Below are 20,528 nucleotides of genomic sequence, written 5' to 3'. Positions count from 1 at the left end.
CCCAGGAGGCCCAGGAGGCCCAGGAGGCCAAGGACCGAGGCGCGCACCGCGCCACCGAGGGGGGCTCGCGAGCAAGCGCGAGCCCCCCTTGTGACACCTCTCATCGGGTGAATCCGGCGCTCCGGCGGGTGTAGCCCTGGCTCTCCCGCGCGGCTGCGAGAAGCATGGCGCGGACGGGCTACAGGGAGGTGTGCGCCGGTGACCACGCAGGACCCGAACCGCCGCAGCGCCGGAGGCTTCTTCCGGACCAAGACGATCGAGCAGTCCATCCAGGACACCGAGGAGCCGGACCACGCGCTCTCCCGGTCCCTGTCGGCCCTGGACCTCACGGTCTTCGGCGTCGGTGTCATCATCGGCACCGGCATCTTCGTGCTCACCGGGGCCGTGGCCAAGGAGAACGCCGGGCCCGCGACGGCGCTGGCGTTCGTGGCGGCCGGCGTGGTCTGCGCCCTGGCCGCGCTCTGCTACGCGGAGTTCGCCTCCACCGTGCCGGTCGCCGGCTCCGCGTACACCTTCTCCTACGCCTCCCTCGGGGAGCTGCCGGCCTGGATCATCGGCTGGGACCTGATGCTGGAGATGGCGCTCGGCACCGCCGTGGTCGCCGTCGGCTGGTCGGGCTACGTACGGGCGCTGATGGAGAACATCGGCTGGCACATGCCCGACGCCCTGTCCGGCCCCGACGCCGCCGACGGCTTCGGCTTCGACCTGCTGGCCTTTCTGCTGGTGCTGGCGCTGACGGCCATCCTGGTGCTGGGCATGAAGCTCTCCGCCCGGATCACCGCCCTGGTGGTCGCCACCAAGGTGACCGTGGTGCTGATCGTGATCATCGCCGGTTCCTTCTTCATCGACGGCGCCAACTACGACCCGTTCATCCCCGAGGCCCAGGGCACCATCGCCGGCGCGGGCCTCGACTCCCCGCTGATCCAGCTGATGTTCGGCTACGAGCCCACCACCTTCGGCGTGCAGGGCATCTTCACCGCCGCGGCCGTGGTGTTCTTCGCCTTCATCGGCTTCGACGTGGTGGCGACGGCGGCGGAGGAGACCCGCAACCCCCAGCGGGACATGCCCCGGGGCATCCTCGGCTCGCTGCTCATCTGCACCGTGCTCTATGTCGCCGTGTCGATCGTCGTCACCGGCATGCAGAAGTACACGGAGCTGTCCGTGGACGCGCCGCTGGCCGACGCCTTCAAGGAGACCGGGCACCCGTTCTACGCCGGTGTCATCAGCTTCGGCGCGGCCGTGGGCCTCACCACCGTCTGCATGATCCTGCTGCTCGGCCAGACCCGGGTGTTCTTCGCCATGAGCCGCGACGGCCTGCTGCCCCGGTTCTTCTCCCGGACCCACCCGCACTACGCGACCCCGTACCGCTCGACGGTCCTGCTCGGCGTGCTGGTCGCGATCATCGCGGGCTTCACCAGCATCTCGGAGCTGGCCGCGCTGGTGAACATCGGCACCCTCTTCGCCTTCGTCGTCGTCGCGATCGGCGTGATCATCCTCCGCCGCACCCGGCCCGATCTGCACCGCTCCTTCCGCACCCCCTGGGTGCCGCTGGTGCCCATCGCCTCGGTGGCCGCCTCGCTGTGGCTGATGCTCAACCTGTCGGGCGAGACCTGGCTGCGGTTCGGGATCTGGATGGTGCTCGGCTTCGCGATCTACTTCCTCTACGGGCGCTCCCACAGCCGGATGAGCGCCACCACGGACCGGCTGGAGCCCTGACGCCCCGTCATGCCCGCACTGTCCCCCTCCCGGGCCGCGCCACCGTACGGGCGGCCCGGGACCGCCGCGTCCGCCCGCCCGGCCGGCCCCGGCCACCGGCTGCGGCTCGCCGCCGGGCTCGCGGCGCTCGCCCTGCTCACCCGGCTGCCGTCGTTCGCCCGCCCGCTGTGGAACCCGGACGAGGGCTATCTCGCCGTCCAGGCCCGGATGCTCGCCGCCGGTGGCGAGCTCTACGCCACGGTGGTGGACCGCAAACCGCCGCTGCTGCCCTGGCTCTACCACGGCGCCTTCACCCTCTTCGGTGACGACTCGCTGTGGCCCCTGCGAGTGCTGGCGGTGCTCGCGCACCTGCTCACGGCGCTCGTCCTCGCCGACATCGCCCGCCGCCGCTGGGGCGAGCGGGCCGGGTTCACCGCCGGCGTGCTGTATCTGCCGGCCTCCATCGGCCTCAACCCCGAGGACGCCCAGGCGGCCGTCTTCGAGGTCTTCATGCTGCCGGCGACGGCCGCGGCGCTGTGGTGCGCGGACCGGCGGCGCTGGGCCGCGGCCGGGGCGATGGTCGCGGCCGCCGCGCTCACCAAACAGACCGGGGGAGCGGTGCTGCTGCCGGTCCTCTGGCTGCTCTGGCGGCACGCCGGCGACGGGCCGGCCCGGTGGCGCGCCGCCGGCGCCCTGTTCGGCGGCCTGGCCGCGCCGGTGGTGGCGGCCGCTCTGCTCACCGACCCCTCCCGGTTCCTGTTCTGGACGCTGACGGGCTCGGGCGCCTATCTCTCCCCGGCCGGCTCCGCGCTCCATGTCGCCGGGCGCGCCCTGGCCAACGCGGCCCTGCTGGCCGCCGCCTGCGCCGGGCTGCTCGCCCCCATCGCGGCGGCGGCCCGCCGGCGCGCGCGGCCCCGGACGGCCGACCTGTGGCTGTGGCTGGCGGCCTCGGCGGCCGGAGTGGCCCTGGGCTTCCACTTCTTCGGCCACTACTACCTGCAGCTGCTGCCCCCGCTGGTGCTGCTCGGCACGGCGGCCCTGCGCGCCCTGCCGCCCTCCTGGCTGCGCCTGTCCATGGCCTGCTCGGCGGTGTCCTGCCTGGCCTTCCTGGGCTGGGGGGCGTTCGCGCCCCGCGCGGAACTCGACCACGCCCTCCGGCTCGCCACGGCCGTGCGCCAGCGCACCGCCCCCGACCAGCGGGTGCTCTTCTGGGGCATGCACCCCGAGCAGTACTGGCTGGCGGACCGCGCCCCCGCCAGCCGCTATCTCACCGCCGGGCTGCTGACCAACTACAGCGGCGGCCGGGCCGGCAGCCGGGTGGGCGAGGCGTACGCCGTGGCGGGCGCCTGGGGCACCTTCCGCCGCGAACTGGCGGCCGCGCCCCCGGCCCTGATCGTGGACGACTCCCGGGGCAAGCCGTACGGCCCCCGGTACGTGCCCACGCTGGGGGCGCTGCTGCGGGAGCACTACCGGCGTACGGGGACGCTGGACGGCGCGGTGTTCTACACCCGCCGGGAGGCGGGGGAGCGGCCCCCTCCCGCGGAGCCCCCGACCGGGCCCTGAAAAGGCGGACGGGGCCTCAGGCGGCGGCCGGGGCCTGAAACGGGCGGGCCCTGAAACGGCGGACGGGCCGCGCGGGAGGAACTCCCACGCGGCCCGCCGGCCGTGCCACGAACGGTGCGGCGCGTGCCCTACGCGGGGACGCTCGCGACGCCCTCGGCGAGGAACCGCTTGCCGTTCACCCGCTCGGAGACGCCCTCGCGGTCCAGGTACGGCGTGATGCCGCCCAGGTGGAAGGGCCAGCCCGCGCCGGTGATCAGGCACAGGTCGATGTCCTGGGCCTCCGCCACGACGCCCTCGTCCAGCATCAGCCGGACCTCCTGCGCGATGGCGTTCAGCGCCCGGTCGCGGACCTGCTCCTCGGTGAGGACGGTGTCGCCGACCTGGAAGAGCGCGGCCACCTCGGGGTCCAGCTCCGGCTTGCCGGAGTCGTGGACGTAGAGGGAGCGCTTGCCCGCGGCGACGATCCGGCCGAGGTTCTCGGAGACGCCGAAGCGCTCCGGGAAGGCGGTGTGCAGGGTGCCCGCCACGTGGTGGGCGACGGCCGGGCCGACCAGCTCCAGCAGCACGATCGGCGACATCGGCAGGCCGAGCGGGGCCAGCGCGCGGTCGGCGACCTCCACCGGGGTGCCCTCGTCGATGGCCGCCAGGACCTCGCCGAGGAAACGGGTCAGGATGCGGTTGACGACGAACGCCGGGGCGTCCTTCACCAGCACCGCGGTCTTCTTCAGCTTCTTGGCGACCGCGAACGCCGTGGCCAGCGAGGCGTCGTCGGTCCGCTCACCGCGCACGATCTCCAGCAGCGGGAGGATCGCGACCGGGTTGAAGAAGTGGAAGCCGACGACCCGCTCCGGGTGCTTCAGCTTCGAGGCCATCTCGCTGACCGAGAGCGAGGAGGTGTTGGTGGCGAGGATGGCGTGCTCCGGCACGACCGCCTCGACCTCGGCGAACACCTGCTGCTTGACGCCCATCTCCTCGAACACGGCCTCGATGACGAAGTCGGCGTCGGAGAACGCGGCGGCCTTGTCCAGGCTGCCGGTGACCAGGGCCTTGAGGCGGTTGGCCGTGTCCTGGTTGACCCGGCCCTTGAGCAGCAGCTTGTCGATCTCGCCGTGGACGTAGCCGACGCCCTTGTCCACGCGCTCCTGGTCGATGTCGGTCAGCACGACCGGCACCTCCAGGCGGCGGGCGAACAGCAGCGCCAGCTGGGAGGCCATCAGACCGGCGCCCACGACGCCGACCTTGGTGACCGGGCGGGCCAGGTTCTTGTCCGGGGCGCCGGCCGGGCGCTTGGCGCGCTTCTGCACCAGGTTGAAGGCGTAGATGCCGCTGCGCAGCTCGCCGCCCATGATCAGGTCGGCCAGCGCCTGGTCCTCGGCGTCGAAGCCCTGGCGCAGATCGCCGTTCTTCGCGGCCGCGATGATGTCCAGCGCGCGGTACGCGGCCGGGGCGGCGCCGTGCACCTTGCTGTCGGCGATGGCCTTGCCGCGGGCCACGGCCCGGTCCCACGCCTCGCCGCGGTCGACCTCGGGGCGCGCGACCTCGAGCTCGCCCTTCAGCACGGCGGCGGTCCAGATCAGCGACTGCTCCAGGAAGTCGGCGCCCTCGAAGATCGCGTCGGCGATGCCGAGCTCGAAGACCTGCGCGCCCTTCAGCTGCCGGTTCTGGTTGAGCGAGTTCTCGATGATGACCGAGACCGCGCGGTCCGCGCCGATGAGGTTCGGCAGGATCGTGCAGCCGCCCCAGCCGGGTACCAGACCGAGGAAGACCTCGGGCAGGGAGAAGGCGGGCAGCGCGGCCGAGACCGTGCGGTAGGTGCAGTGCAGACCGACCTCGACGCCGCCGCCCATGGCCGCGCCGTTGTAGTACGCGAAGGTCGGCACGGAGAGCGCGGCCAGCCGCTTGAAGACCTCGTGGCCGCCCTTGCCGATGGCCAGCGCGTCCTCGCGGCGCTTGAGCAGCTCGACGCCCTTGAGGTCGGCGCCGACCGCGAAGATGAACGGCTTGCCGGTGAGGCCGACGCCGACGATCTCGCCGTCCGCGGCCTCCTTCTCGACCTGGTCGAGCGCCGCGTTCAGGTTGGCGAGCGACTGCGGGCCGAAGGTGGTCGGCTTGGTGTGGTCCAGGCCGTTGTCCAGCGTGATGAGCGCGAACCGGCCGGCGCTCGACGGGAGGTCGAGGTGGCGCACGTGCGCCTGGGTCACGACCTCGCCGGGGAACAGCTCGGCCGCGCCCTTGAGGAGCTCAGTGGTGGTGCTCACTTCTCGCCTCCGTCGAAGTGGGGGTTCTCCCAGATGACCGTTCCGCCCATGCCGAAGCCCACACACATGGTGGTGAGGCCGTAGCGGACGTGCGGCTGCTCCTCGAACTGGCGCGCGAGCTGGGTCATCAGGCGGACACCGGAGGAGGCGAGCGGGTGGCCGAACGCGATCGCGCCACCGTACTGGTTGACGCGGGCGTCGTCGTCGGCGATGCCGAAGTGGTCCAGGAAGGCCAGGACCTGGACGGCGAACGCCTCGTTGACCTCGAACAGGCCGATGTCACCGATCGACAGGCCGGCCTTGGCCAGGGCCTTCTCGGTGGAGGGGACCGGGCCGATGCCCATGACCTCCGGCTCGACGCCGGCGAAGGCGTACGACACCAGGCGCATCCGGACCGGCAGCTCCAGCTCGCGCGCCACGTCCTCGGCGGCGATCAGGGAGGCGGTGGCACCGTCGTTGAGACCGGCCGCGTTGCCCGCGGTCACCCGGCCGTGCGCACGGAAGGGGGTCTTCAGCGAGGCGAGGTTCGCCAGCGTGGTGCCGGGGCGCATCGGCTCGTCGGCCGTCGCCAGGCCCCAACCGGTCTCCCCGGCCTCCGCGTTGGTGCGGCGCACCGAGATGGGCACCAGGTCCTGCTGGATCTTGCCGTTGGCGTACGCCTTGGCCGCCTTCTCCTGGCTGCGCACCGCGTACTCGTCGGCCCGCTGCTTGGTCAGGTGCGGGAAGCGGTCGTGCAGGTTCTCCGCCGTCATGCCCATGAACAGGGCGGACTGGTCGACCAGCTTCTCCGAGACGAAGCGGGGGTTGGGGTCCACGCCCTCGCCCATCGGGTGGCGGCCCATGTGCTCGACACCGCCGGCCAGGGCGATGTCGTACGCGCCGAAGGAGACGCCGCCGGCGACGCTGGTCACGGCGGTCATCGCACCGGCGCACATCCGGTCGATGGAGAAGCCGGGCACCGTCTGCGGGAGGCCGGCGAGGATGCCGGCCGTGCGGCCGAGGGTCAGACCCTGGTCACCGATCTGGGTCGTGGCGGCGATGGCCACCTCGTCGACGCGGGCGGGGTCCAGGCCCGGATTGCGGCGCAGCAGCTCACGGATGCACTTGACGACCAGGTCGTCGGCCCGGGTCTCGTGGTAGATGCCCTTCGGGCCCGCCTTGCCGAACGGGGTACGGACGCCGTCGACGAAGACGACGTCCCTAGCGGTACGAGGCACGTTGGCTCTCCTCCTGATGTGGTGCGTGCTGCCTGCGGCGGCTCTGGGGCCATGCTACTTACGAGTAACCATGCTGCACAGACCTGGCGGGGCACGCGTCGCAGATCACACGCGCGCGCCCGCCGCACACCCGTAGAACCCTCCCGCGGGCGGCGTCGGACACCGCCCGCGGGGAGGGGAGAGCCTCTTTCGAACACCACGCCGAACGCCACGCCGAAGCGCGGCCCCGGGTCTCGCGTGGAACCGCCGGGAGCTCGCGGGAGCCCGCGGTCCGGGTCAGCCGGCCAGGGCCTCCGCCAGCAGCGGAGCCACCCGCTCCACCTGCCAGGGCCGCGCCCCCATCCCGCTCAGCGCCGAGGCGACGGCCTCCACCGTCACCTCGCGCGGCGGCTCCCAGCAGACCCGGCGCACCGTGTCGGGCGTGATCAGGTTCTCCTGCGGCAGGTTGAGCGACTCGGCGAGCGTGGACACCGCGGCCCGCGCCGCGGTCAGCCGCGCGGCGGCCGCCGGGTCCTTGTCGGCCCAGGCCCGGGGCGGCGGCGGTCCGGCCACCGGCTGTCCGGGCTGCGGCAGCTCGGCCTCGGGCAGCTCCCGCGCCCGGTCCACCGCGGCCTGCCACTGCTCCAGCTGTCTGCGGCCCATGCGCTGGCCGAAGCCGGGGAGGGCGGCGAGCGCCCGCGCGGTGGCGGGCAGCGCCAGCGCCGCCTCGATGATCGCCGCGTCGCTGAGCACCTTGCCGGGGGAGACGTCGCGGCGCTGGGCGATCCCGTCGCGCAGCGTCCACAGCTCCCGTACGGCCGCCATCTGCCGGCGGCGGCGCACCTTGTGCATGCCGGACGTGCGGCGCCAGGGGTCCTTGCGCGGCGGGGCCGGCGGGGCCGCCGCGATGGCGGCGAACTCCTGGTGGGCCCACTCCAGCTTGCCCTGGCGCGCCAGCTCGTCCTCGAGCGCGTCCCGCAGGTCGATCAGGAGCTCGACGTCGAGCGCGGCGTACCGCAGCCAGGGCTCGGGGAGCGGGCGGCTCGACCAGTCGACGGCGGAGTGGCCCTTCTCCAGGGCGTAGCCGAGCACGTGCTCGACCATGGCGCCCAGCCCCACCCGGGCGAAGCCGGCCAGCCGCCCGGCGAGCTCGGTGTCGAAGAGCCGCTTGGGGGCCATGCCTATGTCCCGCAGGCACGGCAGGTCCTGGGTGGCGGCGTGCAGCACCCACTCGGTGTCGCCGATCACATCGCCGAGGGCGGTCAGGTCGGGGCAGCCCACGGGGTCGATCAGTGCCGTGCCGGCCCCCGCCCGCCGGAGCTGGACCAGATAGGCCCGCTGTCCGTAGCGGTATCCGGAGGCGCGTTCGGCGTCGACGGCCACCGGTCCGGTGCCGGCGGCGTACGCGGCGATGATCTCGTCCAGCGCGCCCTGGGTGGCGGCCACCGGCGGAATTCCCTCGCGCGGCTCCAACAAGGGGACCGGCGCCGATGGCACGTCCGGGGGGCCGCCCCCGGGGATTCGCAGTGTGGACTCTGCTGCGGTCTCTTGGGCGTCGGTCACCAGTCAAGGGTATCCGTGGATGACACGCGCCCGTCGCCGGAACGTTCCGGCGACGGGCGGTTTTGCTGTGTACAGGTCAGTGAATGATGCCGGTGCGCAGGGCGACGGCCACCATTCCCGCGCGGTCCCCGGTGCCGAGCTTGCGGGCGATCCGGGCGAGATGGCTCTTGACGGTGAGGGCGGACAGCCCCATGGAGACGCCAATGGCCTTGTTGGACTGGCCCTCCGCAACCAGCCGCAACACTTCCACCTCGCGCCCGGAGAGCTCGCGGTAGCCCCCCGGGTGGCCGGGGGCGCCGGGCGGGCGGCGGTGCATCCGGGCGGCGGCGGAGCCGACGGGGGCGGCTCCCGGCCGGCCGGGCAGGCCGATGTTGGAACGGGTGCCGGTGACGACATAGCCCTTCACGCCGCCGGCCAGGGCGTTGCGAACGGCGCCGATGTCATCGGCGGCGGAGAGCGCGAGCCCGTTCGGCCAGCCGGCCGCCCGGGTCTCGGACAGCAGGGTCAGGCCCGAGCCGTCCGGGAGGTGCACATCGGCGACGCAGATGTCACGGGGATTGCCGATGCGGGGGCGGGCCTCCGCGATCGACGACGCCTCGATCACATCACGAACCCCGAGCGCCCAGAGGTGACGGGTGACGGTGGAGCGAACGCGGGGGTCTGCCACGACGACCATGGCCGTCGGCTTGTTCGGGCGATAGGCGACCAGGCTTGTGGGCTGCTCGAGTAGAACGGACACCGGGCCTCCTGAGGGAGTGGCGGGACGGGGGCCGACCTAGGGGTAAGTCGGGGCGATCCGTAACTGGATGGTCACAGTGGTCTTCGGCAGCAATCCCGGACAGCTTTAGTAAATGATCACGAATTGGTGAGAACAATCCGGGCGATTAGGACGCACGATCGATCAACCGTGAAACAAGGGGACGCGGAAGGCGCACAAACGCGCCGGATGTGACCGGAAACGGGCTCATCCGAAATCGGCGGCGGACCGGGGCCGGTTGGACGGCGACGGGCCGCGGGGCGCGGGTACGGCGCCGGCGGGTACGGGGGCCGGCGCCGGTTCGCGGTGGCGCGGCGGCATGCCGTGCCCGGTCCGGCGCGGGGTGGCCCCGCCCCGGCATCGAACCACGGCGGGACCGGGGCGCCGGTCCGCGCGCGGGCGGCCGATGGGGGCTCCCGGGGCGCGCGGGGCGCCGCGGCCCGGGCGGTGGAACCGCCTCTCACCTGCGGCGGGGCGGCTCAGGAGCGCTTCGGGCGCGGGGCGTGGGGCCGTCGCGCGCGGGGCGCGAGAACCGCCCGCACGGGGGGCCCGGTCAATGCGGCGTGCCACGCGGCGCGCCGATGGCCGGCGCGACGGCGGCCGGGCTCTCGATGCCCCTCGCGACGGCCGGGCCCGCGACGGTCAGGGCGGCGACGGCCGGGGATGGGCGGGGCCGTCGGCCGCGCGGGGGCCGGCCGCGCCCGGTCTCAGCGCGGCTGGGGGCCCCTGCGCTGCGGGAGGGAGACCACCGCCCCGTCCGCCGAGCCCGCCGCCACCGGCGGCAGGCCCGCGATCTGACAGAGCAGCTCCCCCCAGGCCCCCAGGTGCGCCGCCGTGTCCGGCACCCCGGCCGCGTCCAGGCGCGGGGTCCAGGACGCGCGGATCTCGATCTGGGTGTTCGGCGCCCGCTCGGCGAGCGCGCCGAAGTAGTGCGACCCGGCCAGCGTCACCGTCCCGCCGGCCTCCGCGTACGCCACCCCCCGGGCCTCGAACGCGCCCGTCAGCCAGGACCAGCACACCTCCGGCAGCAGCGGGTCCGCCGCCATCTCCGGCTCCAGCTCCGCCCGGACGAGGGTCACCAGCCGGAACGTCCCCTGCCAGGCGTCGTGGCCTGCCGGGTCGTGCAGCAGGACGAGCCGGCCGTCGGCCAGCTCCTCGCCGCTGTGCGTGACGGCCGCCTCCACCGCGTACGAGAACGGGGCGAGCCGCTGCGGCGGCCGGGTCGGTGTCACCTCCAGCTCCGGGCGCAGCCGTGCGCCGCACAGCGCGTCGACCGCCTGCCGGAACGCCCGCGGGGTGCCGTCCCCGTCCACGCCGTCCGGACCGTCCGCGAGGTGTCCCTGAGCCGCAGCCATGCCCGGAAGACTAGGCGGAACGGGCCCGTCTGCCGGGTAGGGACACCCGGGTGGGCGCCAGTGTGTCAGCGCTCCGTGCGAAGATTCTGGGCGTGGATGCCAATGACCGCCCGACGGGCCAGCAGAAGACCAGCGCAGCCGCCGACTCGGCGTTCCTGAGGGCCTGCCGCAAGGAGCCCGTGCCGCACACGCCGGTGTGGTTCATGCGGCAGGCGGGCCGGTCCCTGCCGGAGTACCTCAAGGTGCGCGAGGGCATCCCGATGCTGGAGTCCTGCATGCGGCCCGAGCTGGTCACGGAGATCACGCTGCAGCCGGTGCGCCGCCACAAGGTGGACGCGGCCATCTACTTCAGCGACATCGTGGTGCCGCTCAAGGCCATCGGCGTCGACCTCGACATCAAGCCGGGTGTCGGCCCGGTGGTGGACCGGCCGATCCGCACCCGCGCCGACCTCGACCGGCTGCGGGCGCTGGAGCCGGACGACGTGGCGTATGTGACCGAGGCCATCGGCATGCTGGTGGCGGAGCTGGGCGCCACGCCCCTGATCGGCTTCGCCGGCGCTCCGTTCACCCTCGCGAGCTATCTGGTGGAGGGCGGCCCGTCCCGCAACCACGAGCGCACCAAGGCGCTGATGTACGGCGAGCCGGAGCTGTGGGCCGATCTCCTCGACCGGCTCGCGGACATCACCGCGGCCTTCCTCAAGGTCCAGATCGAGGCCGGCGCCTCGGCCGTGCAGCTCTTCGACTCCTGGGTCGGCGCGCTGTCCCCGAGGGACTACACCCGCCATGTGATGCCCGCGTCCGCCAAGGTCTTCGACGCCGTCGCGGGATACGGCGTGCCCCGCATCCACTTCGGCGTGGGCACCGGCGAGCTGCTCGGCCTCATGGGCGAGGCGGGCGCCGATGTCGTGGGCGTGGACTGGCGGGTGCCGCTGGACGAGGCCGCCCGCCGGGTCGGCCCCGGCAAGGCCCTCCAGGGCAACCTCGACCCGGCGGTGCTCTTCGCGCCGCGCGCGGCGGTGGAGGAGAAGGCGGCCGAGGTGCTGGCGGCGGCCCGCGATCTGCCCGGCCATGTCTTCAACCTGGGCCATGGCGTGCTGCCGAGCACCGACCCCGACGCCCTCACCCGGCTCGTGGACTTCGTCCACACCTCGACGGAGCGCTGACCGCGCCCCTGGCCTCGGGCCCGCCGCCCGCACCGGATCGGGGCGGGCCCGGGCGGGATCGGGGCGGGCCCGTGCGGGGTCAGGGCGGGCCCGAGCCCAGCAGGGTGAACGCCCCGTACGCCCCCGAGGCCAGCGCCGCCACGCCGACGATCACGGCGATCCGCCGGACGCTCAGCCCCAGCAGCGCCAGCGCGGGCGGCAGCAGCAGCGGGAAGGCCGGCATCATCAGCCGCGGGCGGGACCCGAAGTAGCCGGAGCCGACGAGCGAGGTCAGCACCACCACGCCCGCGTACACCAGCGGCGCGAGCGGCTGCCGACGCGGGCCCCGCGCCGAGAGGACGAGCAGCCACAGCGGCAGCGCGAGCGCCACGCACAGGCCGACCCCGGCGAGCGGGACCGGCCCGGTGAGGTGCTCCACCACGAAGCCGGCGAGCGCGAGCCCGCCGTCGAAGCCGTTGCCCCACTGCCGCTGCACATCGAAGTAGCCGGTGGGGCTGCCGGTGGCCACGGCGACGAAGACCACGTACGACACCCAGCCCAGCGGGGCCAGCGCGACACCCAGCAGCAGTCGCCCGAGCCCGTACGGGGCCGCGCCGCCCGGCCCGACGGCCGCCGTCGCCGTCTCTCTCCCCTCTCTTCCCGCTGTCGCCGCTGCCGCCTCTGTCCCGGCCGCCGCGCCGGACCGGGCCCGCCGGGCCCGCCAGGCACGGAAAAGGATCAGCGCGGCCGGAATCCACAGCGCCGCCACCACGGCCGCGCCCGAGGGCCGCGACAGCCCGGCCGGCACGGCCAGCGCCCCCGCCCATACCCAGCGGCCGGTCAGCACGGCGTACAGCGTCCACGCCGCCAGGGCCGTGAACAGCGACTCCGTGTACGCCATCGACTGCACGAACGCCGTCGGTGCCACGCCCCACAGCGCGGCCAGCACGACGCCCGCCCGGCGCCCGTACAGCCGGTCGCCGACGGCGAAGACGCCCCAGGCGGCGGCGAGCGAGGAGAGCCAGCCGATGAGCAGCCCGGCGTCCGCCGGGGCGAGCGGCGAGATCTCGGCGAGGCCCCGCTCCAGCGCGGGCAGCAGCGGGAAGAACGCCCGGTCGGAGTGGATGTCCCCGTTCGGCATCACCACCTCGAAGCCGTAGCCGCGCTCCGCGATGCGGGCGTACCAGACCGCGTCCCAGCGGCGGGTCAGCAGGTGGTACGGGCTCCTCCCGGCGGACAGGGCCGCGGCCCAGAGGATCGCCAGCCCGATCAGCCGCACCGCCGCGTAGGCCAGCAGGGCGGGGGCGGCCCACCGCAGCGCGGCCGAAGCGCGCCGCCGCCGCCCGCGGGGCGCGGGCGGCGGCTCGATCGGCGGGGAGAGGGTCAGTTCGGGCATGAGGGCGATTATCGCCTGCGGCCGGGCACCGGATCTCCGCGCCGCGGCCGGCCCGGGCAGGCTCGGTTCGGGGTCGGGCCGGGGGACGGGCAGGCTCGGCTCGGGGTCGCGCCGGGCGGGAGAACCGGCGCTCAGCCCCGCGCCACCCGGGCCGCTGACGTCAGCCCCCCGCCGCCCGGGCCGCGGGCGCTCAGCCCTGTGCCACCCGCGCCGTCGCCTTGCGCGCCGCCACCAGGACCGGGTCCCACACCGGGGAGAACGGCGGCGCGTACCCCAGGTCGAGCGCCGTCATCTGCTCCACCGTCATCCCCGCCGTCAGCGCCACCGCCGCCACGTCCACCCGCTTGCCCGCGCCCTCGTGGCCGACGATCTGCGTCCCCAGCAGCCGCCCGGTGCGCCGCTCCGCCAGCATCTTGACGGTCATCGGCCGCGCCCCCGGGTAGTAGCCGGCCCGGCTCGACGACTCCACCGTGACCGTCACATAGCGCAGCCCGACCTCCCTCGCCTGCGCCTCCAGCAGCCCCGTGCGGGCGATCTCCAGGTCGCACACCTTGCTCACGGCCGTGCCCACGACCCCGGGGAACGTGGCGTAGCCGCCGCCGATGTTGCTGCCGATCACCTGGCCGTGCTTGTTGGCGTGGGTGCCGAGCGCGATGTGCCGGGTGCGGCCGGACACCAGGTCGAGCACCTCGACGCAGTCGCCGCCCGCCCAGATGTTCTCCCGCCCGCGCACCCGCATCGACAGATCGGTGAGCAGCCCGCCGGAGTCGCCCAGCGGCAGTCCGGCGGCCCGCGCCAGGCCCGTCTCGGGGCGCACGCCCAGCCCCAGCACGACCACGTCGGCCGGGTACTCGGCGCCCTCGGTGACCACCGCGACGGCGCGCCCGTCCGGCCCGGTGCGCACCTCGGTGACCGCCGCCCCGGTCACCGTCTCGATGCCCATCCGGCACATCGCCTCGTGCACCAGGGCGCCCATGTCGGGGTCGAGGGTGGACATCGGCTGCTCGGCCCGCTCCAGCACCGTGACTTCGTAGCCGCGCCGAATCAGCGCCTCGGCCATCTCCACCCCGATGTAGCCGGCGCCGACCACCACCGCGCGCCGGCCCTCCGCCTTCTCCAGCCCCTCGATCAGCTCCTGGCCGTCGTCCAGGGTCTGCACGCCGTACACGCCCGGCGCGTCGATGCCCGGCAGATCGGGGCGGACCGGGCGGGCGCCGGTGGCGACGACGAGGTCGTCGTACCCCTCCCAGCGCTCGCGGCCCCCGCTGCCGTCCTCCGCGAGCTCGCGCACCCGCACCCGCTGCCCGTCGGGATCGATCTCCGTGACCTCGGTGCGCAGCCGCAGATCGATGCCGCGCTCGCGGTGCTCGGCAGGGGTGCGGGCGATCAGCTCGTCCCGCGAGCCGACCGTGCCACCGACCCAGTACGGAATGCCGCAGGCGGAGAACGAGGTGAAGTGGCCGCGTTCGAACGCGACGATCTCCAGCTCGTCCGGTTCCTTGAGCCTGCGGGCCTGGGAGGCGGCGGACATCCCCGCCGCGTCCCCGCCGATGACCACCAGTCGCCGTGCCGCCATTCGTGGAACTCCTTCCGCTGTCGACGCCCCCACGCTACGGGCCCGGAGCGCTGTCGCCTCGAACGGGTGCGCCACGGTCCGCCGTCGGACCGGCGCGGCCCCACCGGCCCTCCAGCCGGTCGGGACCACCGGCGGGGCCCGGCCGGGGCGGGGACACGCGCTCTGAGACAGTAGGGGCATGAACGAGTCGGACGGGCGTACGGACCCGCGTACGGGCCCTGCGCGTCATGTGGTGGTCGTCGGTGGTGGCATCTCGGGGCTCGCGGCGGCGCACCGGCTGCTCGTCGCCGGCGCGCGGGTGACCGTGCTGGAGGCGTCCGGCCGGCTCGGCGGAAAGCTGCTCCCCGGCGAGATCGCGGGCGTGCCGGTCGACCTCGGCGCCGAGTCGATGCTCGCCCGCCGGCCCGAGGCCGTGGACCTCGCCCGCGCCGTCGGCCTCGGCGACCGGCTCCAGCCGCCCGCCACCGCCACGGCCGCGCTGTGGACCCGGGGCCGGCTGCGGCCGCTCCCCCAGGGCCATGTGATGGGCGTGCCCGGGGACCTCGACGCGCTCGCCGCCACCGGGGTGCTCTCCGCGGAGGGGCTGGCGCGGATCGCCGCCGACCGCGAGCTGCCGGCCACGGAGGTGGGCGCGGACGTCGCCGTCGGCGAGTACATCGCCGCCCGGGTCGGCCGCGAGGTCGTCGACCGGCTCGTCGAACCCCTGCTCGGCGGCGTCTACGCCGGCGACCCCTACCGGCTGTCGCTGCGCGCCGCCGTGCCCGCGCTGTTCGAGGTCGCCCGCACCCACCGCTCCCTGCTCGACGGGGTCCGGGAGGTGCGGGAGCGCGCGGCCGCGCAGGGCAGCGCCGGCCCGGTGTTCGCGGGGATCGACGGGGGCGTGGGCCGGCTGCCGCTGGCCGTCGCCGACGCCTGCCGCGCGGCGGGCGCGGAGATCGCCACCGAGGCGGCGGTGCGCGAGCTGCGCCGCCGGGCCCCGGGCGAGGGCGGAGCCCTGCCCGGCGAGGGCGGTTCCGGGCCCGGCGAGGCCGGGGCCGTGCCCGGCGGGGGCGCGCCCAGGTCCGGCGACGCGCCGTGGACCGTGGTCGTCGAGCACCGCTCCGGCGGGACGCGCACCCTGGCCGCCGACGCGGTGGTGCTCGCCGTCCCGGCCCCCGAGGCGGCCCGGCTGCTCGCCCCCCACAGCCCCGAGGCGGCCCGCGAGCTGGCCGCCGTCGAGTACGCCTCCATGGCGCTGATCACCATGGCCTTCCGGCGCTCCGAGCTGACCGCGCCGCCGGCCGGCAGCGGCTTCCTGGTCCCGCCGGTCGACGGCCGCACGATCAAGGCGGCCACCTTCGCCAGCAACAAGTGGGACTGGGTCGGCCGGGCCGACCCCGACACGTTCGTGCTGCGCACCTCCATCGGGCGGTTCGGCGAGGAGGAGGACCTCAAGCGCGAGGACGGCGAGCTCGTGGAGCTCTCCCGGCACGATCTGCGCGAGGCGATCGGGCTGACCGCGGCGCCGGTGGCGACCCGGGTCACCCGCTGGGACGCGGGGCTGCCGCAGTACCCGGTCGGCCACCCGGAGCGGGTCGCCCGGGTCCGGGAGCGGGTCGGGCGACTGCCGGGCGTCGCGCTGTGCGGGGCGGTGTACGACGGGGTGGGCATCCCGGCGTGCGTCGCCGGCGCGCGGGGGGCGGCCGACGCGGTGCTCACCGCGCGCGGCGCGTAGGACGCCGCACGGGGCGCCGGGCCCGGCGGGCGTCGCCGGGCCCGCCGGGGGCCGCCCGGCCGGAGGGCCCTCGCGCGACGCGGCGCGCGCGAACCGGCCCCCCCGGGGCCCCGCGCCCCGGCGGACAGGCGAGAATGGCCTCATGACTGCTGCTCCTGAGAAGATCCCCAACGCGGGCAAGAAGGCCAAGGATCTCAACGACGTCATCCGCTACACGCTGTGGTCGGTCTTCCGGCTCCGCGATGTGCTGCCCGAGGACCGCGCGGGATACGCGGACGAGGTCGAGGAGCTGTTCGAGCAGCTCGCCGCCAAGGACGTCACCGTGCGCGGCACCTACGACGTCTCCGGGCTGCGGGCCGACGCCGACGTGATGATCTGGTGGCACTCGGAGACCTCGGACGCGCTCCAGGAGGCGTACAACCTCTTCCGCCGCACCCGCCTGGGCCGCGCGCTGGAACCGGTGTGGTCGAACATGGCGCTGCACCGCCCCGCCGAGTTCAACAAGTCGCACATCCCCGCGTTCCTCGCCGACGAGACGCCGCGCGAGTACGTCAGCGTGTACCCCTTCGTGCGCTCGTACGACTGGTACCTGCTGCCGGACGAGGACCGCCGCCGGATGCTCGCCGACCACGGGAAGATGGCGCGCGGCTACCCCGATGTGCGGGCCAACACCGTCGCCTCCTTCTCGCTCGGCGACTACGAGTGGATTCTCGCGTTCGAGGCGGACGAGCTGTACCGCATCGTGGACCTGATGCGTCACCTGCGCGGCTCCGAGGCGCGGATGCACGTCCGCGAGGAGGTGCCGTTCTACACCGGGCGCCGCAAGGCCGTCGCCGACCTGGTCGCGGGCCTGGCCTGACCGGTCCCGTGTGAGAGGAACGGGCCCGGTCGTTTCGACCGGGCCCGTTCTCGCGTGTGCGCGGGGCTTCCCCGGGGCCGTCAGGGGCGGCGGCCCGGGAGGGCCGGCGAAACGAGCGGCGGAGCGGCGATCGGCGGCAGCGCCGGGCGCGGCACGGCGCGCGGCGTGGCCGCGGGCGTCACCGGCTCGGGGCGGGGCTCGGCCCGCGCCGCGCACTCCACCTCCTTCGCCTGCGTCCGCCCGTGCAGCAGATACGCCTCCACATGGTGGTTGACGCAGGCGTTGGACCCGCCGGAGAGGCCGTGGGAGCCCGCGCCGCGCTCGGTGACCAGCGTGGAGCCGGCCAGCCTGCGGTGCAGTTCGAGGGCTCCCCGGTACGGCGTGGCCGCGTCCCGCTCGGCGGCGAGGATGAGCACCGGGGGCGTGTCGTCCGCCTCGGTGCGGACGTCGACCGGCTGCCGCCGGGGCGGGCCCCAGTAGGCGCACGGCAGGTTCATCCAGGCGTTGTCCCAGGTCTCGAAGGGCGCCAGGCGCGCCAGCCGGGTGTTGTCCTGGTCCCAGGTGGCCCAGTCGCGCGGCCAGGGCGCGTCGTTGCACTCGACCGCGGTGTAGACCGCGTTGCCGTTCTCCTCCGCCGCGGCCTCCTCCGGCCGGGGCGCGGCCGTCTCGACCAGCGGCTCCGGGTCGCCGCGCAGATACGCCGAGAGCACGCCCGCCCGGTGCGCCCAGACGTCGTCGTAGTAGGCGGCCTTGAGGAACGCCGCCCGCAGCTGGGCGGAGCCGACCCTGCCGCCGGCGGGCGCGCGCTCCACGCTCTCCACGGCCCGCTCGAACGACCGCAGCACCTCCTCCTCGGTGCGGCCGAGCCGGTACGTGTCGTGGTGCTTGGCCACCCAGCGCCGCCAGTCCGCCCACCGGGTCTCGAAGGCGAGCGACTGATCGAGATTGTTGCGGTACCAGATCTGCGCCGGGTCCGGGTTGACCGCGCTGTCGAGCACCATCCGGCGCACCCGGTCGGGGAAGAGCGTGGCGTACACGGACCCGAAGTAGGTGCCGTAGGAGGCGCCGAGGAAGCTCAGCTCCTCCTGGCGCAGCGCGCCGCGGATCACCTCGAGGTCGCGGGCGTTGGCGATGCTGGTGTAGTGCCGCAGGGCGGGGCCCGTGGCGCGCTCGCACCCGCGCGCGTACTCCTGGGCCCGGAGCTTGCGCTGCTCCTTGTACGCGGCGTCGGGGTGCGCGGGCGAGTTGGTGGGGGCCTTGGTGAACTCCGCCGGGTCCTGGCAGGACAGCGGGGCGGAGCGGCCGACGCCGCGCGGCGCGTACCCCACGAAGTCGTACGCCCGTGCGATGTTCCGCCACTGGGGGACGGCGGCGTACAGCGGGAAGTGCATGCCGGAGCCGCCCGGCCCGCCGGGGTTGAAGACGAGGGCGCCCTGCCGCTCGTGCCAGGCGCCGGTGGCCCGGACCCGGCTGACGGTGAGCCGGATGTGCGGGCCGTAGGGGCGGGCGTAGTCGAGCGGTACGGAGACGGTGCCGCACTCGACGGGGGAGGGCAGCCGGTCGGCCTCGGGGCAGGGGCCGAAGGCGATCCCGGCCGCGGCCGCCCGCGCCGCCGCGATGGCCGTGCCGCGTTCCTCGGCCCGGTCGAACCGCGCCCGTGCGGCGTCCGCCCGGGCCACGAGGGCCTCCGCCTGGGCCCGTACGGCCTCCGCGAGGGAGGACGGGGCTTGACCGGGGGGCGCCTCCGTGAAGGGCGCTTCCGCCGCGGGCGGCGGCGCGGGCGGATCGGTGCCGGCGGCGGGCGTCGCGGCGAGGGAGGTCAGCAGCAGCGACCCCAGGGCTCCGTACAGCAGAACTGCTCTCACCGGCCGTCCCTTCGCCTATGGAATGACAAAAGGGATATATGGCAGGTGGGGGAGGGGAAGTACAGCACTGCCGGGGGGTGTCGGGGCCACGTGCCCCGAATGCGCCGTTCCGGCCGGGGACGGATCGCGAACAGCTCAGGGAGCCGACGGGGACCCGGTGGGCGGGCCGGGCAGCGAGACCGCGGGTGGCAGCGGATAGTCCGGCGCCCCGGAGGGCGCGGGCGAGGGCGGGGGCAAGGCCGACCCCGGGGACAGGGGCGAGGCCGGCGGTGGTGGCGCGGGCGCGGTGGGCGCCGCGGCGGTGGCGGTGGCGGGGGCCCCGGGTGGCGCGGCCGAGCCCGCCGCATCGGCCGCGAGGGCGTCGAAGTCCACCCTCCCCGTGCTCTCCAGCATTCTGATGTGATCGAGAACGGTGGCGTTGGCGTCCTCCGCCAGGCCCCGGACCAGCGTGTTCCGGGTGGCGTGCCGGATCTGGCCGATCACGGAGAAGATCTTTCCATGGGCCAGCCGGAGCACCTGGGCGAACGTCCGCTCGTACTCCGCGCCCCGCGCCGCCGTGAACCGGTCGAGCCAGCCGCGCTGCTGCGCGGTCGGCTGGTTGGGCAGCTCCACGCCGAGCTGCGCGGCCACCTCGCGCACCCGGGCGTCCAGAAAGGTGTGGCCCTCGACCAGGTGTTCGCCGGTCCTGCGGATGGCCTCCGTGGGGGAGCGCTCGATGGCCTGCTGGCCCGCGGGCAGCTCCCACAGCCCGGCCAGCCGGACCCGGACGAGGAAGTCGCGGTCGGCGGCCGAGAGCGGCCCCCAGGGGGTGGTCACGCTCCCGGCCTCCAGATCGGCCAGCGCGGTGCCCGTACGGTCGCGATAGGTCCACAGCGGGAAGGCGAGCGCGGCGAGGGTCGCGACCAGCGCCACGACGATCAGGCCGGTTCCGGTGATGGATCGCATGCTGTCGGTGCCTTCTGAAAGGGGGTCACCGCACGCTAGTCCGGGCCGCGTTCGCCCCGGAGGGGATTTGCGCGAAGCCCCCCTCGGGCGCGCGGCGGTTGCTACGTTTGCTCGGTTGCGGCGCGGCGCGCCTCCCGCAGTGGCCGTACTGCCCGCCGTGGCCGTGCCGCGCGCCCCGGCCTCGGCGCCAGCGACAGGGCGAGCCGGCGGGCGATCGCCCCCTTCGGCAGCGGCCTCGACCCGGCGCGCTCGCGCCACCAGAGGGTGAGCCGCCGGCGCGGCGCGTCGCCCATCGGCTCACCGCACGTCAGCAGGTGCTCGACGAAGTCGAGGGCGTCCTGGCGGTAGCCGCCGCGCATCGGCCGGGAGCGCGCGTAGCCGAGGAACGCCGGGCGGAACCGCGGCCCCAGGAGCTCGGGCAGTTCGGGGGCCACCCGCGCCACCACGTCCGCCCGCTTGGCGGCCAGCGCCCGGCTCTGCACCCGCAGCCGCCGCCGGTCGAAGCCCTCCGGGGCCGGGGTGCCGGCCACCAGGGCGGAGAGCAGGGCGGTCTGCGCCAGCGCGAGCCGCTGCCGGGCCGCCTCCTCCGCCCCGCTCCCGGCGCCCGCCCCGCTCCCCGCGCCCGCCGGGCCCGGGCTCCCCGC

Annotated in this window: 14 protein-coding genes and 1 pseudogene; 5 read left to right on the top strand and 10 right to left on the bottom strand. The window is 75.0% G+C overall.

Annotated features, from left to right (window positions below; all coding sequences use genetic code 11):
• The first annotated feature begins 198 nt into the window (after positions 1-198).
• Together ACSNOD_RS01710 and ACSNOD_RS01705 are read left to right on the top strand one after the other, a co-directional pair.
• Positions 199-1,716, top strand: coding sequence for an amino acid permease (locus ACSNOD_RS01710; RefSeq protein WP_436764881.1), 1,518 nt, complete (start codon positions 199-201; stop codon positions 1,714-1,716).
• A 9-nt stretch (positions 1,717-1,725) separates the two neighbouring features.
• Positions 1,726-3,258: an ArnT family glycosyltransferase gene (locus ACSNOD_RS01705; protein WP_436764880.1), complete on the top strand. Its 1,533-nt coding sequence runs from the start codon at positions 1,726-1,728 to the stop codon at positions 3,256-3,258.
• 128 nt (positions 3,259-3,386) lie between these two features.
• Here the strand turns inward: ACSNOD_RS01705 and ACSNOD_RS01700 are convergent, their stop codons facing one another.
• From ACSNOD_RS01700 to ACSNOD_RS01680, 5 genes are all read right to left on the bottom strand, one after another.
• Complete coding sequence (locus ACSNOD_RS01700) at positions 3,387-5,516, bottom strand: 3-hydroxyacyl-CoA dehydrogenase NAD-binding domain-containing protein (protein WP_436764879.1); 2,130 nt, start codon at positions 5,514-5,516, stop codon at positions 3,387-3,389.
• The gene (locus tag ACSNOD_RS01695; protein ID WP_436764878.1) at positions 5,513-6,733 is read right to left on the bottom strand and encodes a thiolase family protein; all 1,221 of its coding nucleotides are present in this window, start codon (positions 6,731-6,733) and stop codon (positions 5,513-5,515) included. Before ACSNOD_RS01695 ends, ACSNOD_RS01700 begins: the two co-directional genes overlap by 4 nt.
• Positions 6,734-7,009: 276 nt before the next feature.
• A complete protein-coding gene (locus tag ACSNOD_RS01690; RefSeq protein ID WP_436764877.1) occupies positions 7,010-8,275 on the bottom strand; it encodes an HRDC domain-containing protein in 1,266 nt (421 codons plus the stop codon).
• Between the two features lie 76 nt (positions 8,276-8,351).
• A complete protein-coding gene (locus ACSNOD_RS01685; RefSeq protein ID WP_436764876.1) occupies positions 8,352-9,014 on the bottom strand; it encodes a LuxR C-terminal-related transcriptional regulator in 663 nt (220 codons plus the stop codon).
• 725 nt (positions 9,015-9,739) lie between these two features.
• Positions 9,740-10,387, bottom strand: coding sequence for a DUF3000 domain-containing protein (locus ACSNOD_RS01680; protein WP_436764875.1), 648 nt, complete (start codon positions 10,385-10,387; stop codon positions 9,740-9,742).
• A 92-nt stretch (positions 10,388-10,479) separates the two neighbouring features.
• Here ACSNOD_RS01680 and hemE point away from each other — a divergent pair, with 92 nt between their 5' ends.
• Positions 10,480-11,550: a uroporphyrinogen decarboxylase gene (gene hemE, locus ACSNOD_RS01675; protein WP_436764874.1), complete on the top strand. Its 1,071-nt coding sequence runs from the start codon at positions 10,480-10,482 to the stop codon at positions 11,548-11,550.
• Between the two features lie 79 nt (positions 11,551-11,629).
• Here the strand turns inward: hemE and ACSNOD_RS01670 are convergent, their stop codons facing one another.
• On the bottom strand, positions 11,630-12,925 hold the full coding sequence (locus ACSNOD_RS01670) for a hypothetical protein (RefSeq protein ID WP_436764873.1): 1,296 nt from the start codon (positions 12,923-12,925) through the stop codon (positions 11,630-11,632).
• Positions 12,926-13,115: 190 nt separating this feature from the next.
• Positions 13,116-14,501 (bottom strand): FAD-dependent oxidoreductase, encoded by a 1,386-nt coding sequence (locus ACSNOD_RS01665; RefSeq protein ID WP_436764872.1) that lies wholly within the window; start codon positions 14,499-14,501, stop codon positions 13,116-13,118.
• 178 nt (positions 14,502-14,679) lie between these two features.
• Here ACSNOD_RS01665 and hemG point away from each other — a divergent pair, with 178 nt between their 5' ends.
• Both hemG and hemQ read left to right on the top strand, forming a co-directional pair.
• A complete protein-coding gene (gene hemG, locus ACSNOD_RS01660) occupies positions 14,680-16,215 on the top strand; it encodes a protoporphyrinogen oxidase (protein ID WP_436764871.1) in 1,536 nt (511 codons plus the stop codon).
• A gap of 142 nt (positions 16,216-16,357) precedes the next feature.
• A complete protein-coding gene (gene hemQ / locus ACSNOD_RS01655; RefSeq protein ID WP_436764870.1) occupies positions 16,358-17,074 on the top strand; it encodes a hydrogen peroxide-dependent heme synthase in 717 nt (238 codons plus the stop codon).
• Between the two features lie 80 nt (positions 17,075-17,154).
• Here hemQ and ACSNOD_RS01650 read toward each other — a convergent pair whose 3' ends face one another.
• The 3 genes and pseudogenes from ACSNOD_RS01650 to ACSNOD_RS01640 all read right to left on the bottom strand — a co-directional run.
• Positions 17,155-18,753: an alpha/beta hydrolase gene (locus ACSNOD_RS01650; RefSeq protein ID WP_436764914.1), complete on the bottom strand. Its 1,599-nt coding sequence runs from the start codon at positions 18,751-18,753 to the stop codon at positions 17,155-17,157.
• A gap of 321 nt (positions 18,754-19,074) precedes the next feature.
• Positions 19,075-19,884, bottom strand: coding sequence for a DUF4142 domain-containing protein (locus ACSNOD_RS01645; RefSeq protein WP_436764869.1), 810 nt, complete (start codon positions 19,882-19,884; stop codon positions 19,075-19,077).
• 101 nt (positions 19,885-19,985) lie between these two features.
• A pseudogene (locus ACSNOD_RS01640) lies at positions 19,986-20,528 on the bottom strand (hypothetical protein); the annotation flags it as partial.

It is taken from the genome of Streptomyces sp. URMC 123 (assembly GCF_051386515.1).
Classification (GTDB): domain Bacteria; phylum Actinomycetota; class Actinomycetes; order Streptomycetales; family Streptomycetaceae; genus Streptomyces.
Note: the sequence above shows the minus strand (reverse complement) of the source record. Positions and strands in the feature narration are given on the sequence as shown.